The following is a 16,333-nucleotide window of genomic DNA, read 5'->3' on the forward strand; positions in this document are numbered from 1 at the left end:
ATGTGATCCTATAGACAAGGTCCTAGGCTATTTTGTATTTACGTTAAAGACAAAATAGCCTAACACTGAATGATTATTCTTCGCTGAACAGATCGCCGCCATGCATGTCGATCATCTCAAGCGCTTTACCGCCACCAAGAGCTACACATGTCAGAGGTTCTTCTGCTACAACAACAGGAATACCTGTTTCTTCTGTTAGCAGACGATCAAGATCTTTAAGCAGTGCACCACCACCAGTCAGTACCATACCGTTTTCTGAAATATCAGAAGCAAGTTCTGGCGGACACTGTTCAAGTGCAACCATCACTGCAGATACAATACCAGATAGCGGCTCTTGAAGAGCTTCAAGGATTTCGTTTGAGTTTAGGCTAAAGCTACGCGGTACACCTTCAGCGAGGTTACGACCACGAACTTCGATCTCTTCTACTTCATCGCCTGGGTAAGCTGAACCGATTTCATGTTTGATCTTCTCTGCTGTTGCTTCACCGATCAAGCTGCCGTAGTTGCGACGAACGTAGTTGATGATCGCTTCATCAAAACGGTCACCACCGATACGAACAGAAGACGAGTAAACTACGCCGTTCAGTGAGATAACCGCTACTTCAGTTGTACCACCACCGATATCAACAACCATTGAACCCGTTGGTTCAGATACACGCAAGCCAGCACCAATCGCTGCGGCCATTGGCTCATCGATAAGATAAACCTCACGAGCACCAGCACCTAGCGCTGATTCACGGATAGCACGACGCTCAACTTGCGTTGAACCACAAGGAACACAAACCAAAACACGCGGGCTTGGTTTAAGTACGCTGTTGTCATGCACTTGTTTGATAAAGTGCTGAAGCATCTTTTCGGTTACGTAAAAGTCTGCAATAACGCCATCTTTCATTGGACGAATAGCAGAAATATTACCTGGAGTACGACCAAGCATTTGCTTAGCAGCGTGACCAACAGCTGCAACACTTTTTGCAGAACCCGCACGATCTTGGCGAATAGCTACAACGGAAGGCTCATCAAGAACAATGCCTTGGCCTTTAACATAAATAAGGGTATTGGCTGTACCTAGATCAATCGATAGGTCGTTTGAAAACATGCCACGAAGTTTTTTAAACATATTCTTCGCTCATCCTGCAAGAATTAGAAGACAAAAATTGCACTAAATGTACCAATGCCTTGCTGTCACGGCAAGGCATTGAAGTATAAACATGGACTGAAACCCGCAATTTCTGACAGATTCCTTACTTAACCGCTAAATTTTATATTTATTACTGACCAATGAGCCCACTTTCTCCACGGAAAATGACTCGATCACTACCTCGATAAATACCAAACGTAACAATAGATCAAGGTTCTTCTTCTCAAGTGTATCTTAGTCATGGTGTATCACTTTATTATTCCCTCACCCACACTTCTTGATTTCGTTGGACTTGGCTAATTCCTGAACCACAAATAACCGATGACTCTAAAACATAAAAAACCAAACCATCTAACTCACCCCGGCTTGAACATTGTAGTTGGTTAAGAGAACAGTTCATTGCAGACTCAGCAACTATGTTGTTTGCAACCGTAATAACAGCTCCCGGCATAGGATCAATACAAACAGTAGAGACTGCTGAAGAAGATAACGGATCGGGATCAGGATAAAATTGCGTCATAACATACTCATTCACTGAATGGCTTAACAGCCAAGCTTGTGTTCCCAAAACTGTTCTGGTATTTGAATCATTATCTGACCAACTCGTTCGGCTCAAACTCGCGGCAAGAAAACCAAGCACCACAATGATGAAAATAACAATGATCAGCATACTGCCTTCTTGATTTGATTTACGGGACATTGATCACCTGTATATCTTGCTCAAACATTGTCGATTCGTTATTTTCTTCAAATTCTAGAATCACTTCTACCAACCCATTGCTTTGCACAGTCGCGGGCTGATAACTCAAAACACTATTATCGACGACAATTCGGTCGCTTATAATTATGCCATTTCTAGTCATTAGATTATTAGCAGCAAGGCAGTATTCGACTAGATTATTTTCATCAAAGACATAATGCCTGTTGCTCACAGATCCACCAATGAGACTAGTTGCACCACTAGGTATAGTGAAGAAATCTTCCGAGGGTAGTGATGTGATACCACTAAGAGAAAATACATTATTGACGCCGCCACTCACAGCTGTGTGAGGTTGCGTAGGGTTGATAACTAAAGACATGGATTGTAATGATGCGCTGGTTGCCCCTGCATCACTAACTAAAAAATTAATATCACTTCCTGAAACCGCATAAAAACCTGAATCGACAATCGGGTAAAAGGAAACACAGCCACTGCTCACTGCTGATGGGAATATATTGGGTACTGCATGTCTCACTTCGCGGGACAGCTTCTCTAGCACAAACCTAGCTTCCGTTTGTAACCGAAAACGCTCTACAGAACCGAAATAGCCTCTCATCCCTAATTCCGTAAAGTTAGCAACCCCAAGCATGACTATACTTGAAATCACAATTGCCAAAATCATCTCTATCAACGTAAAGCCTTTAACTTTCATTAGTACTCCCCTTTAAAGGCAACTAACGTAATAGGAGGGTTATTACTGGCGGTAATTATTAGCGTCATTTTTTGCATTGAAGCCGTTGGGTTATTGTCATCAACCGTTAGATTTACATTAAAATTAGTATAAGAGCTGCCAAGAACTATCGGTGTTCCGGAGCTTACTGACCCATAATCTCGAGCGAGAAGATCCGTCATAATGCTCTGACCCAGTGCAGACGCTCGATTGGAATAATTCACTTGCCCTGAAAGCGCAGATTGCGGAGCAAGAAATGTTGAGAATGCGAGCATTGCAAAACCCAAAAGTACAATCACAATAATGGATTCGATGAGTGTGAAGCCGCTCTTCCCATTCTTTATGTTCATGGGCATACCTGATTACTTGGATAAACAAACCCTTGAGAATTAATGCAAACCCAAGCTCTGTCTGAAGTATTATTTGATGAGATTGTAACTTGAACGCCTGACGAGGCTGTATTTTCTGGATTGCCTAAAAGGCTGAATTCAATTGGAGAAGAAGAGTTCGATGCTGGTACAGATGAAAAGCTATAGTTATCACTAGTGATAACATCACTTCTCGTTTCAGATAATTTTGAACAAGCAGATTGTGAACCGATGCAATTGTTCTCAGCCACCAAACGTAAATCTTCAGCGCCAGAAGCTGACATATCCATATTTGATTGCATTCGATTTAACTGAACTTGCCGAACAATAGAAGAAACCTGCTCTTGCAGAGCATACAGTTCGTAACTCTGACGTCCACCAAAGCGACTTATGGCAACCGCTGAAATAATCGCGAGTAAAAGAATCACTACAATTAATTCCACTAAGGTGAAACCGCTGTTTGACTTTAGATCCATATAAGCCCTAAGTGATTAATTTGTATATCTAGATTATAAGGTAAAATGAAAAAAGGCGTGTAAGCTGGTGTATATGTTTAGAAGGAATAGATAAAGAAAAGGCTGGTCAATACCAGCCTTTTACTAAAGATTACTGACAGCCAGCACCTTGTGTAACAGAAGTAGTTGCAGCAGAGGCAGCTGTTGTACCGGTTGCCTGTTGATATGTCACGATACAAGTTTCATCAGTTGTATTGAAACCGAAACTAATACTAGTTGCTGAAGCACCAGATACAGTCACTTGTGACCAATCTGTATTAAGACCAGTTACAGCTGAAACAATACCGTCATCATCAGCAGTCGGATAGCCAAATGCGGTAGTAATATTTTCTACTGCAGCACTTGCCTCCCCACCAGCTAAAGCTTCAACACCATCAATAGCCGCTTTACCATAAACAATACCGGCAGCGCCATCGATAGCACCTTTCAAACCTTGTAAAGAAGAAGCACGAGCATCGTCTTGCAGGTTCAGAAAGCGAGGTGCAGCAGTTACTGCTAAAATACCTAAAATAACAATTACTACCACTAACTCAATTAGGGTGAAACCGCCTTGTTTTTTCATAGTTGGACTCTCTCTATGTTTCAATATAAGCAGGGTTACTGCAAAGTTACGGTCACACGACCAGTTTTAATTTCGTAAACGAATTGATGCTCCGTACTGCCTTCTAATTGAATATAAGTACAGTAAGAGTTTTCACTATCCGCTTGCGCCGAATACTTGAAATTTTCACTACTTGCTACTTCAGTCAAAGTACCAACTTTAGGCGGATTTTGAAGTAGATTATCCATTAATTCGACACATGCTGTATCTGTAATGCTTCCAGGGAAAGAAGTCGAGTTCTCATTCAAAGCCCATGGGTAGCCATCACGGAAATCAGTATCAACATTGCCACTGTCTTTTGATCTTGTTAACCAAAAGTCGACACCATCATAATTTACCGTATTGTACACTTCACCACCAATGGTTTCTGAAGGTCTAGCTTCGGCTTCCCATTGTGCTCTTGCTGATAATACGCCAGTAGCAAAGCCACCTGCGACACCTTCTATGCTTGCTTTTTTTGCTTCATCAGTCACATCCAAAAATTTAGGAAGGGCTGCAACTGCTAATAAACCAACAACAACTATCACAACAACTAATTCGACAAGGGAGAAACCCTTTTGATTTTTAATCATTTTTCTACCTACTCATCTAATTGGTATAACATATTATACATTTACGCATGTATATGAAACATCAAATACTGTCAAAAAATCATAAAGCCAATATATTGGCCTTTATATTAAAACGCTCTTGATTGAGCTGCACATCAATTTGATACTTATTTGTATAATGATAACGACAATGAAACTGCGTTTGATCACTCATATCTTCGATAATAGGGGAGCCTACTCCTAAAATCTGTTTTTTGGGATAAAGCTGAGAAAGCCAAAAATCACAGCTCCGGCTGTCTTCTGCTATCGGTAAAAGCCACCCCGTATTGCTATAGTGAATTTCATCGCTAGTTTCCGCTATATTTTTCTTTCCATACAATAAATATTGTTGCTTAAATAAATTTGCTCTCTCCAGCATTCGCTTACTCGCGACAATCACAGCAGTATTTGTTGCTTCTTCTTCAACAGATTGCCAAGCACTCATCAAGGTCATTAATAAAATAACGATTAATGAAAACCATATAACAAACCGCGCGCGGCGTTGCTCAAAAATAATAGCTTAGCCCTTAATTGCGTCTAACATTCCCCACATAGGTAAGAAAATACCTAGGGCTAGAATCAATACCATGCCTGCAACGATGACAAGCAAAAAAGGTTCGATCCTTGCTGTTAATGTTTTTAGGTCGTAGTCCACTTCTCGATCGTAAAAATCTGATACTTCTAAAAGTAGCTCATCGATTTGACCAGTTTCTTCACCAACCGAAATCATTTGAATAACCAAAGGGGTAAATATTTCACTATTAATTGCCGTCGAAGAAACCGTGCTTCCCGCCTCAATTGCGGCTTTCATTTCGAGTACTCGTAACTCTAAAAATCGGTTATCTAAAGCCTCTGCCGATAATGATAAAGATTGGTTAAGAGGTACACCCGCTTTTAGCATTAAAGCAAAAGTTCGAGAAAATCGAGACAATAGGGCTCTATTCACAACCCCGCCAATAACGGGCATTTTTAAGCGGAATTTGTCCCAAGTTTCTAAGCCTTTATCTGTTCCTTTCCAGGTTTTAAAAGCAAAGATAAGACCAAATATAATACCAACAAGCAGCCCCCAATAATTTACAAAGAAATCAGACATGCCAATCAAAATACGGGTAGGGAGAGGTAAATCAACTCCGAACCGGCTGAACATGCTTGAAAACTGTGGGATTACTTTTACATTCAAAACAAACAAAGCAATCACAATAAAACTGATCACGAAGGTTGGGTATCGCATTGCTGTTTTTATTCGTTTTCGCGTTTCCACTTCTTGCTCGTAATATCCTGCAAGTTGTAATAATGCCTGGTCTAAGCGACCGGTATTTTCACCGACACTGATCATAGAAACAAATAAGGGGGTGAATACTTTAGGGTGCATCTGCATTGAGGCAGATAACCCACGACCATTTGTCAGCTCAGCTACTACTTCTTCAAGGGCTGATTTTAGCTGCTTATTTTCACAATTTTGCGTTAAGCCTTTCATTGATCGAAGAAGCGGAACGCCAGCTTTGGTCAAGCTGAATAGCTGTCGACAAAATAAGACGAGCACCTCTAGCGGTACCTTCGGCGTAAATAAAGCCGATACATCCATATTAAGCATCGAACCGCTGCTTCCCAGCGAAATAGAGGTAGGAATAATACCTTTCCCCATCAAGCTTTCTGCAGCTAGATCTTCAGAGTTAGCTTCCACTTGACCTGAAACTTGGCTTCCATCTGAACTTCGACCGACATAGCGATACGTTGGCATAACTTACCTTCCTAAAGCAAGATAGCATCGGCTGAGCCTGATGCATCTCCTTCACCTAAATTCATCACTTCATCTAAACTCACAATGCCTTGCAATGCCAACTCCATTGCGGATGCCAATAACGGTTTGTAGTTTTTAGATTGGCGAGCAGCATGAGCAAAACCAACAGCATCATTTGCTCTTAGTGCGTCCATCATGTGATGTTCTAATTCCAACATTTCAAATACACCAATTCGACCTTTATACCCTGTCAGATTGCAGTTCTGACAACCTCGACCTTTAGTAAAGGATGCAGACGATTGATTGGGGAAACGAACATTCAGCCACTGCTTTCTCGCTTCATCTAATTCATCATCAACTTTACAATCAGTACAAACCTTTCTCACCAGTCTCTGGGCTACTACTGCCCGAACGGCACTTGCAACCAAGTAACCAGGTGCTCCCATATCCATCATACGCAGAGCACTATCAACTGCATCGTTGGTATGTAAAGTACTTAAAACTAAGTGACCAGTCAGTGCGGCTCTTAAACCTATCTCTACCGTTTCATGATCACGCATCTCACCAATAAGAATAATATCGGGATCCTGACGTAAGAATGTTCGTAGCACATTAGAGAAATCTAAGTTGATCTTAGGATTAATCTGAACTTGGTTAATACGTGGTAAGCGATACTCAACGGGATCTTCCGCTGTAATGATTTTCTTACTTGCTTGGTTAAGTTCCGTTAAAGCACCATAAAGAGTGGTTGTTTTACCCGACCCCGTTGGGCCTGTAACCAAGATCATTCCATGAGGACGACGTAATTGAGACCTTAACCTTACAAGTAAATCCGCAGGTAAACCTGATTCTTCTAATTTTCTTAAACCCGCAGATTGATTAAGCAAACGCATCACAACCGATTCACCATGCTGTACTGGCATAGTCGACATACGAATATCAACCGATTGACCTTTTGCACGAATGTTAAATCGACCATCTTGAGGCAAACGCTTTTCAGATATATCGAGATTTGCCATCAACTTTAAACGTAGAACTAACGCCGACGCTATGTTGACTTCATTTAAGAGCGTTTCATGCAACACACCATCGATACGTTGACGCAGTCGCAATACATTAGCATCAGGCTCAATATGGATATCCGAGGCACCCACTTGAATAGCATCTTCAAATAAAGAGTTAATCAATTTTACGACGGTAACTTCATCACTATCTTCATCAGTGATATCAAAATCGAAAGCTTCCGTTACCTGATGCTCTGCTTGCAATTGCTCAGCAAATGAAGCAATTTCTTTTGTTCGACGATAGTAACGATCGAAGCCGTCAACAAGCTGCCTTTCAGGTGCTATAACGAACTCTATAGCATAATCACCAAGTTGACCTAATAACGATTCTTGAGCGAACAAGTCGGCGGGGTCACTCATAGCAATTCTTAAGGTATCGCCATTACGACCAATGACTAACGCTCTTAATCGACGAGCATGAACTTCAGGTAAAAGCTGTACAGCATCAATATCAACATTGGCACGACTTAAATCGATAAGTGGAATATCTAACTGCTGCGATAAGAAAGTCAGCATTTGTTGTTCAGATAAAAAACCCAGCTCAATAAGTGCATCACCCAACTTCCGACCAGTACTCTTTTGAGCAGCTAATGCCTGCTGAACTTGGGGTTCTGTGATGATCCCTTCTTCAACTAATAAGTCACCAAGGCGCTTTCTTAATCTAATTTGCACTCGTCGTTCCCTCTAAATCTTTCAATATTTTTAACCTGTCACGGACGAAGTTCTGTGATTGAGATGAGATCCCAACCCTGACTAAGGCTTGCTCATACGAGTGAGTCGCACCAGTTAAATCAAATTGACGCTCTTGCTGTATGCCTAGCCCTAGCCACCAGCGCGCATTATCACCATCAATGTTGACTAACTCTTGATAACTTTCTAGCGCCATCTGTTCTTGCTGAGCTTTTTGGCTTAAAGCGGCACGCATTGATAAATAGTCTTTACTTGGTTTAGGTGGAAGGTGGACTAGCGGGCTTAAAGCCGCTTCAGACTGATTTGCCTTAATTAACAACTTAGATAAGCCGAGTCGTAACCCTTCACTGTCTGTATTCAAACGAATACCAGTTTGCAGTAGCTCATAAGCTTTACGTGTATCACCTTTACCAAAATAAAGTATGGCAAGCTTTTGTCTCACATCTTCATTACGAGGCGTATAGCGCAGCGCTTCAGTATAACTGGTCAGCGCAGTGAGTAAGTCATTACCATCTAATGCTTTTTTAGCCCGACCAATCGCATTATCAGCTAACTGCTCAGGTGTAAGCTCGACTTGCTCTATAAGAATTGCGGATGAAGCATTACTTTGCCCCTCTGTGCTTGTAGTTACTTCAGAAGTTTGTTTTGGCTTAGCTGCTTTAGTGAGGGAAGTGACTTGAGGTGTGTCTTTCTGAGCCACTTTTGCCACAAGTGCAGGTGTCACTTCTTTTCTTTTTTCAGATGACTGATTAGAAGTGGGTTCTGCTTTCTTTTGTTCCACAACGACTGGTTTAAGGTTCGTTGTTTTATTTTCCTTGATGATACCTTTAGCAGGGTCTGCAGCTAATACGATCTCTTGAGAATCAGACAAAGATGCCGGCACAATAATTTTTTGAGTGATAGGTGTGATAACACGACTTGAAATCTCTTCTACTTGCATGCTTGATTGAGTAGGAGCGGAATTCGAAATTGAATCAGTATAGTCAATGGTTGGTGACTGAGATATCGCCCACCCTCCGACAGTTAAACTAATCCCAAAACCGGCAGCAACCCAAACCCATGGAGAGCGCCCTTTCACTGGTGGAATGACCGCCGCCTCTATCGAGGGCGATGCGTCTTTCTTAGATAGCTCAGATAAAGCGTTGTTAATAACACTCATAGTTAATCCCATCCCCACAACATTGGGGTTTTAAATTTAGGCTTAGCCACATCATAGGTTTCATGCATTGCTATAAATAAATGTTGATTCTCAACTTTATCTTTCTGCTCGCTATAACAAAGTAAGAGTGCTTTATGACAAAGTTGGTTGATTAGTCTTGGTATCCCACGAGAAGAGCGCCATATCGCTTTTTTATGGCTCAACGTAAACACATCATCATTCCCGCCAGATTTTTCAATACGGTTACCAATATAGGCTACCGTTTCATCAAGTTTTAATGATCTCAGCTTAGAGCTAAAACTTATCCTTTGCCGAAATTGCCGTAAATGATGGGCTTCTAGCCGCTCATCTAACTCCGGTTGTCCTAGCAAAACAAGTTGAAGTAATTTTTCATCTTCAGTTTCTAAATTGCCAAATAATCGCAGCGTTTCCAGCGTTTCATCAGAAAGAACCTGAGCCTCATCTAACACCGCAACAGCCCTTCTTCCTACTTTATGCAGCTCAATCAACTTGTGCTGAATTTCATCGACAATTGTCACTTCATTCTCAATGCTCAAGCCTAATTCTGTCGCGACTGCTTGTCTTAAATCAGCACCGGATAATACAGGGTTAGGTAGGTAAATAAGTGCTGATGATTCTTGCAGATGGTTAACTAACATTCTGCAAACCATTGTCTTACCAGTCCCTACTTCACCAGTGACTTTGATAACCCCTTCTCCCATCTTTAATGCTGAGATTACGGTTTGAATTGCCTCAAAATGAGGAGGCAATCCGTAAAACAAGTCCGTATTAGGCGTTAACGCAAAGGGCTGACGCTCAAAACCAAAGTGAGATTGATACATTCAGTAGAATTAACCTCTACTCTTCATCAGGAAACCACTGTTGAAGCAAATCACGAGAGCGTTCTAACTCTTTTTGCCATGTATTAACACCAACAATCGTCGGCTTTAACAAGATCACAAGTTCTGTTTTTTGAGTGATTTGAGAAGTATTTCTAAATAGATGCCCTAGAGCTGGAATATCACCTAAGAAAGGAACTTTCGACACTATTTCGGAGTTATTCGATTTCATCAAGCCACCGATCACAACTACATCACCATCTCGAGCTCGAATCACTGAATCTGATTCACGAATAGAGCTTTTAGCAAGAGGCAAAATAACATCACCCGTAGATGAACCTAAGTTAAGCTGCTTGGTCTCTTCTTCCACTTCAATAACTGCTGGATGTACATGTAAAAATACGTTCCCTTTATCATCAATTTGCGGAGTCACATCAAGAGATATACCAGAGAAAAACGGCGTCAATTCAACTTCAGGTGCCACGTTCGCATTATCTCCGCTGCCAACAGAGCTTGATAGGTCAGTCACATAGTATTCATCAGTACCGACTTTAATTACGGCTTTTTGATTATTGGAAGCAGTCACTCTTGGGCTAGAGAGTACGTTTAAGTCACCTTGAGTATCCATAAAGCTCAGCACAGCTTCAAAACTGCCACTGGAGATCACAATATTGGACTGTCCCCCAAGTGCCGCGCCAATAGCATCTAGACCAGGAAGAGTTGAAGGTACAATAGCACCGGCGGTATCTTTAACTATAGATCCAGCACCAATCGTGTAATTTGTACCACCAGACGAGAACATTTTCGTCCAGTTAATTCCTTGCTGATAGCCGTCACTTAATGTCACTTCTAGAATCTTAGCTTCAAGTATCACCTGACGCTGTAGACGCTTCTGGGAAATACCTAGGAATTGACGCACCTCTCGAATCTCGTCTGGATACGCCCTTACGGTAATAACGCTCGCTTGCGGTGTAACCACTACACTTTGACCATCACCAGAACCAATAAGTTGAGAAACAGCCGTTTCTAGCTGAGGCCAAAAATCACTTTCTGAGGTCGTTTCAATTTCAGTTCCGCCAGTAGCGGTACTGCTTGATGAAGAGTTTGATGAGTTAGAAGAGTTCGAGTTTGAACTTGAGCTAGAACTCGAAGAACTAGAATCTGAATTACTTACCGTGCCTGTAGTTATAGTCGTTAATGAACGTCCAGTTCTCTTTACTTGCAGGTAATCAACCGGAATAGTGACCGTACGTAAGCCTGCTGGATAGATCTGAATGACTTTGCCACGCTTTTCAATATCATAACCATACATGTCTTGTATAACACTCAAGACTTCATCAAGCGTTACGTCTGTTAGGTTTACCGTAACTCGACCAGAGACACTTGGGTGAATCGCTGCGCTAAACTCAGTTCCTTTCACTAAGCTCGCAAAAAATGTACGAGCATCGACATCTTTTGCTTGGATTCGAAAGCGTTTAACGAGCTCAGTATTACGTCCACCAGTATCCGCCTCTAATTCAGGCATTAAATCATCTTGTACAGACGATGGAAGCTCTTGTAGTGCTCGACTGTTAGCTTCATTAATAGATTCATTTAGGGCTTCTTTGATTTCAACAGGATCACGATGCCCCATTGAACAGCCAGCTAAAGATGAGATTATGATTGCAACGACAAGTTTTCGCATTTTTTCACTCAAACCTTAATTATTCTTAATATCTAAAGAGAACATTTCCAACTTCCACTGTTTAGAGTTTCTCTGCAGAGTGACGTATTCTGGGTTTATTTCTTTTATTCGATAGCCTCGAACAGCCTCACCTTGAGAAAGTATTTCATCATTCAATACGGCATAACAAGGTTGTTCACCTTTACAAACAATGCTTTGTAATATGGGCAGTCGATAGTTCACTGATTTCTTTTGTACAGGTTTAGATTGGGGTTGATTAGGTACCATCCAACCTAGTGGTGCAGTTGGGTCTTGCTCTGCCCACGCAATTTGAGAAGTCACCAAGACCATAAATGCTAATACTTTAACCACCGATAAACTCCTGCCTTGTGCCTAAGGTATAAACTTCAAAAACTAGCCTAGCATTTGGATACTCTTCAACTGTGTATTGAAAGTTTCGCCAATAATACTGAACAGGTAAAGCCTCCAACGCCTGCAGGTAAGCTGCGATATCAAAATAGCTCCCAGTGAGCTCCATACGAACCGGGTGGAGGAAGTACCCTGACTGATCACTTGCAGATTTTTGATTTGAAATGGACTCAGGCTTTAATGATTCCAATGACACTAATTTTAATTTTTTGCCTGAAGATAAAACACTTTCAAGCAAATCTGTCATTTGAGTTGGAGTAATAAGACCATCAATCACTTCAGCTAATTTCATCGATAGGTCTTGACTTTGAACTAATAGATTTTTGTACTCAATATCAATGTCTTTATCGGGGTTTCTTTTCAACTTCGCTTGCAATACTAAAAGCTCACCTTGTAACCTTTGGTTACCTTGAACCAAATTCCGATGCTCAATTTTACTCGCTTGTAAGCTTTTATAAGCCGGCTCAAACACCAAAGTAAAGAGCACTAAAGACAAACCAATAACACCACACAATGTCACTAACCACTTCTCTCGTGAACTCAATGCTAAAAACTTATCGCTGATTACCGTCCACTGCTGCATTACTGTTTCTCCCTACGAGTACGTAATTCAAAAGTAATGATATCTTGTTCCGTTCTGCCTATTTTAAGTGTTTCAAAGGCACGACCGACTAAGTCCATTTGCCCTTTAAACTGACCAACCCAATTAGGAATAACATCAGCATTTCGAGCGTAGCCCGCTAAATCTAAAGTATCACTACTCATATAAATATGTGAAACCGAGATGTCATTACGACCAAGCTGAGCCAATGCTGTCATCACTCCAGAGTAACCAATTTTTTGAGACTCATCATATTCTCCAACCGCAGTTAACGCATCTTGCTTCGACTGAATCTCACGCTTTAACCGAGCAACTGCTGCGACTTTTTCAGGCGAAGGTTTATGCTGCACAAGTTCTGCTTTCAATTGGCTCACTTGTTGATTGAGGCTTCGGGATTCAGCCCTTTCAATAACTAATTTTTTATTTAAAGATTCGGCTTCAAAGTGAACATAAGCATAACTACTTAAAGAAACTATAATGATCGCCAGCCAACTCCCAACGACGTTCGCCAGTGTAAAGTATTCTTTCTTAGGACGAAGGTGAGTTGGATATAGGTTGACCTTCGTATCTGGGATTGTCTCAGCAATTGCAATAAGAAAGCTTCCAGAACTTTCTCTGTTCACTTCTGTTAATCGAGATACTTGGGAACTCAGCGTATCATTTAATACATTTTGTAGTTCTTCTTCATCTTCTTCATCACAACAGATCTTAAGTTGATGAAGCTGCGTGCCTTTTATTTGGGAAGACAGGTAATCAATTGAACGCTGTAACTCAAGAGCTAGACCATCAAGTTGAAGTGCACTCGACGCAACACCAGTTAACGGGGGGGTAACACTACGAATAGTTCGTTGGAAACAAACTGTATGCTCTACATACGCACCAAGTTTAAAGTGACCATTTTTACTGCGCTGAAGTAAAATGAAGTTAGATAATTCGCCAGCGGCATGCCCCCAAATCTCATCTTCAGGCACGACACATTCAAGTTCAATACCTGATTCGTTTGAGATATGAACAAGTTTATTGAGTATCTTTTTAGGCAGGACATAGACTTGTAACTTATTGCTTGTAGGGAGTGCGACAGCATTAGCAACAATCTCTGTCACTTTTTCACTGATCAAATCTTTTAATAAAAACGGAAGCGCGACCGGCCATTCGCTTTCTGGAACTTCTGGCTTTTCAATTTGGTACGTTTGATAAAAAGTTGAACCCAGAATTATTCGAGCTTTATTGCCTTTAAACCCTTCGCTTTTTAACTGTAGTTCAAGCGCGGACTCCCAATCGCCATTTTGTGTAGAAGTAACTAAAGGTGCAGGGGGTTCTTCATTCGATGACGCGTAGACAGCCTCAGGCTGAACCATAACGGTCTGAGCTTGGCTTTTTCCTTTAGTCGGCTTAATTTTATCTAATATCGATTTTAAGTTCATTGTCTAATTACTTACTCTTACGCCATCGATTTCTTCGCCCTAACTTAACCACAGATTCAAGTTGAGGAGCAGGAATAATTTGTCTCTCTTCTGAGAAATATCGCCCTTGTGAGCCATGTACACCTAGTTCAATCAAAGTTTCTTGTTCTTGCTTACTTTCAACACCTACAGCAATAACTTTAGTTGAAGAACTTCCACACGCCCCAATCAGGCTTCTAACAAACAATTGGTTTTCGTGTCTGCGATCTATTTTTTTGATCAAACTTCTATGCAGCTTTAAATAATCAACCTTTAGGTCTTTAATATAATGAGTGCTTACAATCGTTCTACCTGCTTGACCGACAATAACAGTACAGCCCAGCCCTGAAAGCATTTTCACTACAGGTCTCATGTAATCAAGGTGCTGAATTAAACGCCCTTCCGGAAACTCAAAGCTCAATTGGCTTCGCATTGTAGTTGTTAGCTGTAATAACTCATTTCTAAACCATTTGAAATACCGTTTGTTGGAAAACGGCACAACATTCAAGTTTATAGAGTAACATATTGATTGAGGTGAATCTTTCAACTTATTAAGCAATAACATAAGGATAGATCTATCCATCTGAGATTCATACCCCACCTGCTCAATCGCCGACATAAATCGCGAAGCCTTTAATAGACCTTTCTCAGGATCTTGAATTCGGGCAAATACTTCTTGATGTAACTCTACTGGCTGATTGATATTTGAAAGCAAGTAGCAAGGTTGTGTGAAAATGACTAAATTATTCGGTTGTAGCGCAGTATCAAATAATGTTCTCCAGCGAACACTGCCTCTGTCGAATTCACTCCTACTTTTTTTAGGGTAACGACTCCAATTATTAACTTGTTCTAACTGAGCACTTTTTAATGCTGTCTCGGCTTCATCCATTATTAAGCTATGTCGCTCACCTTCCCAATACATAGTGACACCAATATGGCACCAATTATCCGAATCTAGAGGCTTAGGTGGTGTTACTTTTTCAAGCTGCCTTAGACATTGGGATGCTAATGAAGCAATGTCTTTACTGCCTTGATGGGGAATGAATACCGCAAAATCTGCATCATAATATCGAGAAAAGATAACATCAGGATAACGCTGAACAATATTCGAGAGTATCCCACCAACTTCAATAATAAATTCATCCGCGACATGCTTGTCATTTTCTTCACAGATTTGTTCCCACTCTTCGAGACGGATTAAGAGAATGCCACCTCTCGCCCCACTTTCTAATAGTGCTGATTCAAGCTTATTATCAAACAATACTCGGTTAGCCGTTCCTGTGAGCTTATCGAGGAAGGTTTGTGTTCGTATGAAAGTATCAAAGCGGCTTCGTTCTTGACGAGCATCTTGTAGCTCATCAATAAGCACATCTAAAGCTTCACTAGCAGTATAAGGCCACTCTCTTAAATCTCCTTTGGCATGGGCTTCAACTTGCCCAGCTAAGATCATACGACCACGTTCTTCTAACATTTCAGAGCCAAGTAATTGCTCTTTTAGCCATTGAACCCCCCGAGCTAAGCAAAAAATGATAAGAGCAACGGCTAGGGTAATAGACCACATAGCTTCTAACGAATAGCTGTAACCTATATAGGGAGGGAGTGCTTTAAATGATATTTGATAGCCTTCATTCCGATCTAGGGTAAATGTTTCTTCATAAAGACGATTTGAATCAATTCTGGGGGACGTATTTTTGAACCGGTACACAATACCAGTTGAGTTTGAAAGGGTCATTTCAACAATGTTGCTTGCTTGCAACATTTTAGGCATCCAGCGCTGCATAGAATAGGCGGCATCGGGATCTTCCATTTCTTTATCCACGACTTCAACAATACCCACCAAATAATGATTTAAGTATTCCTGACCTATTCGCTTAAAAGATAATGTTCCCCCAATAAAGAGGATAAACATTGCACTAATAACGATAACAGTGACAAATGCAATTAATCTTGTGCTCAACTTCAGCGTTGGGGTATATCTCATGAATAACGAAATCCTTTTCAACTCACACTATACCGTATTGCTACTTATACTATAGATGCAGTTGTAAACAAAGCGTGAACAA

The 16,333-nt window shown here is 41.0% G+C and carries 17 protein-coding genes; all 17 read right to left on the reverse strand.

Going from position 1 to position 16,333, the window contains the following annotated elements; translation table 11 throughout:
• Positions 1-73: 73 nt before the first annotated feature.
• The 17 genes from L4C37_RS08630 to csrD all read right to left on the reverse strand — a co-directional run bounded on the left by L4C37_RS08630 (position 74) and on the right by csrD (position 16,251).
• On the reverse strand, positions 74-1,117 hold the full coding sequence (locus tag L4C37_RS08630; RefSeq protein ID WP_017062957.1) for a rod shape-determining protein: 1,044 nt from the start codon (positions 1,115-1,117) through the stop codon (positions 74-76).
• A gap of 277 nt (positions 1,118-1,394) precedes the next feature.
• On the reverse strand, positions 1,395-1,838 hold the full coding sequence (locus tag L4C37_RS08635) for an MSHA biogenesis protein MshP (protein ID WP_273294685.1): 444 nt from the start codon (positions 1,836-1,838) through the stop codon (positions 1,395-1,397).
• Positions 1,828-2,550, reverse strand: a complete 723-nt coding sequence (locus L4C37_RS08640) for a PilW family protein (protein WP_429768343.1) — start codon at positions 2,548-2,550, stop codon at positions 1,828-1,830. The genes L4C37_RS08635 and L4C37_RS08640 overlap by 11 nt, the downstream gene beginning before the upstream one ends.
• Positions 2,550-2,918 carry a type IV pilus modification PilV family protein gene (locus tag L4C37_RS08645; protein WP_429768344.1) on the reverse strand — a complete coding sequence of 123 codons (369 nt, stop codon included), beginning with the start codon at positions 2,916-2,918 and terminating at the stop codon, positions 2,550-2,552. The genes L4C37_RS08640 and L4C37_RS08645 overlap by 1 nt, the downstream gene beginning before the upstream one ends.
• Positions 2,915-3,412 carry a type II secretion system protein gene (locus L4C37_RS08650; RefSeq protein ID WP_273294691.1) on the reverse strand — a complete coding sequence of 166 codons (498 nt, stop codon included), beginning with the start codon at positions 3,410-3,412 and terminating at the stop codon, positions 2,915-2,917. The genes L4C37_RS08645 and L4C37_RS08650 overlap by 4 nt, the downstream gene beginning before the upstream one ends.
• Positions 3,413-3,542: 130 nt before the next feature.
• The gene (locus L4C37_RS08655) at positions 3,543-4,013 is read right to left on the reverse strand and encodes a prepilin-type N-terminal cleavage/methylation domain-containing protein (RefSeq protein WP_273294693.1); all 471 of its coding nucleotides are present in this window, start codon (positions 4,011-4,013) and stop codon (positions 3,543-3,545) included.
• 35 nt (positions 4,014-4,048) lie between these two features.
• A complete protein-coding gene (locus L4C37_RS08660) occupies positions 4,049-4,624 on the reverse strand; it encodes a prepilin-type N-terminal cleavage/methylation domain-containing protein (RefSeq protein ID WP_273294695.1) in 576 nt (191 codons plus the stop codon).
• A 79-nt stretch (positions 4,625-4,703) separates the two neighbouring features.
• Positions 4,704-5,159: an MSHA biogenesis protein MshF gene (locus L4C37_RS08665; RefSeq protein WP_273294701.1), complete on the reverse strand. Its 456-nt coding sequence runs from the start codon at positions 5,157-5,159 to the stop codon at positions 4,704-4,706.
• A gap of 3 nt (positions 5,160-5,162) precedes the next feature.
• Positions 5,163-6,383: a type II secretion system F family protein gene (locus L4C37_RS08670; protein ID WP_137374397.1), complete on the reverse strand. Its 1,221-nt coding sequence runs from the start codon at positions 6,381-6,383 to the stop codon at positions 5,163-5,165.
• A gap of 11 nt (positions 6,384-6,394) precedes the next feature.
• Positions 6,395-8,119, reverse strand: coding sequence for an MSHA fimbrial ATPase MshE (gene mshE / locus L4C37_RS08675; protein WP_429768346.1), 1,725 nt, complete (start codon positions 8,117-8,119; stop codon positions 6,395-6,397).
• Positions 8,109-9,308, reverse strand: coding sequence for a tetratricopeptide repeat protein (locus L4C37_RS08680; protein ID WP_429768347.1), 1,200 nt, complete (start codon positions 9,306-9,308; stop codon positions 8,109-8,111). The genes mshE and L4C37_RS08680 overlap by 11 nt, the downstream gene beginning before the upstream one ends.
• The gene (locus tag L4C37_RS08685; RefSeq protein WP_429768348.1) at positions 9,299-10,138 is read right to left on the reverse strand and encodes an ExeA family protein; all 840 of its coding nucleotides are present in this window, start codon (positions 10,136-10,138) and stop codon (positions 9,299-9,301) included. Before L4C37_RS08685 ends, L4C37_RS08680 begins: the two co-directional genes overlap by 10 nt.
• Before the next feature lie 16 nt (positions 10,139-10,154).
• On the reverse strand, positions 10,155-11,819 hold the full coding sequence (gene mshL / locus L4C37_RS08690) for a pilus (MSHA type) biogenesis protein MshL (protein ID WP_137374393.1): 1,665 nt from the start codon (positions 11,817-11,819) through the stop codon (positions 10,155-10,157).
• A 15-nt stretch (positions 11,820-11,834) separates the two neighbouring features.
• Positions 11,835-12,149: an MSHA biogenesis protein MshK gene (locus L4C37_RS08695; RefSeq protein WP_429768359.1), complete on the reverse strand. Its 315-nt coding sequence runs from the start codon at positions 12,147-12,149 to the stop codon at positions 11,835-11,837.
• A 13-nt stretch (positions 12,150-12,162) separates the two neighbouring features.
• Positions 12,163-12,810 (reverse strand): type IV pilus inner membrane component PilO, encoded by a 648-nt coding sequence (locus L4C37_RS08700; protein ID WP_137374392.1) that lies wholly within the window; start codon positions 12,808-12,810, stop codon positions 12,163-12,165.
• A complete protein-coding gene (locus L4C37_RS08705) occupies positions 12,810-14,252 on the reverse strand; it encodes an MSHA biogenesis protein MshI (RefSeq protein WP_429768349.1) in 1,443 nt (480 codons plus the stop codon). The genes L4C37_RS08700 and L4C37_RS08705 overlap by 1 nt, the downstream gene beginning before the upstream one ends.
• 7 nt (positions 14,253-14,259) lie before the next feature.
• Positions 14,260-16,251, reverse strand: a complete 1,992-nt coding sequence (gene csrD / locus L4C37_RS08710; protein ID WP_429768350.1) for an RNase E specificity factor CsrD — start codon at positions 16,249-16,251, stop codon at positions 14,260-14,262.
• Positions 16,252-16,333 lie beyond the last annotated feature (82 nt).

Origin of the sequence: Vibrio kagoshimensis (genome assembly GCF_050337535.1) — a bacterium.
GTDB lineage: Bacteria > Pseudomonadota > Gammaproteobacteria > Enterobacterales > Vibrionaceae > Vibrio > Vibrio gallaecicus.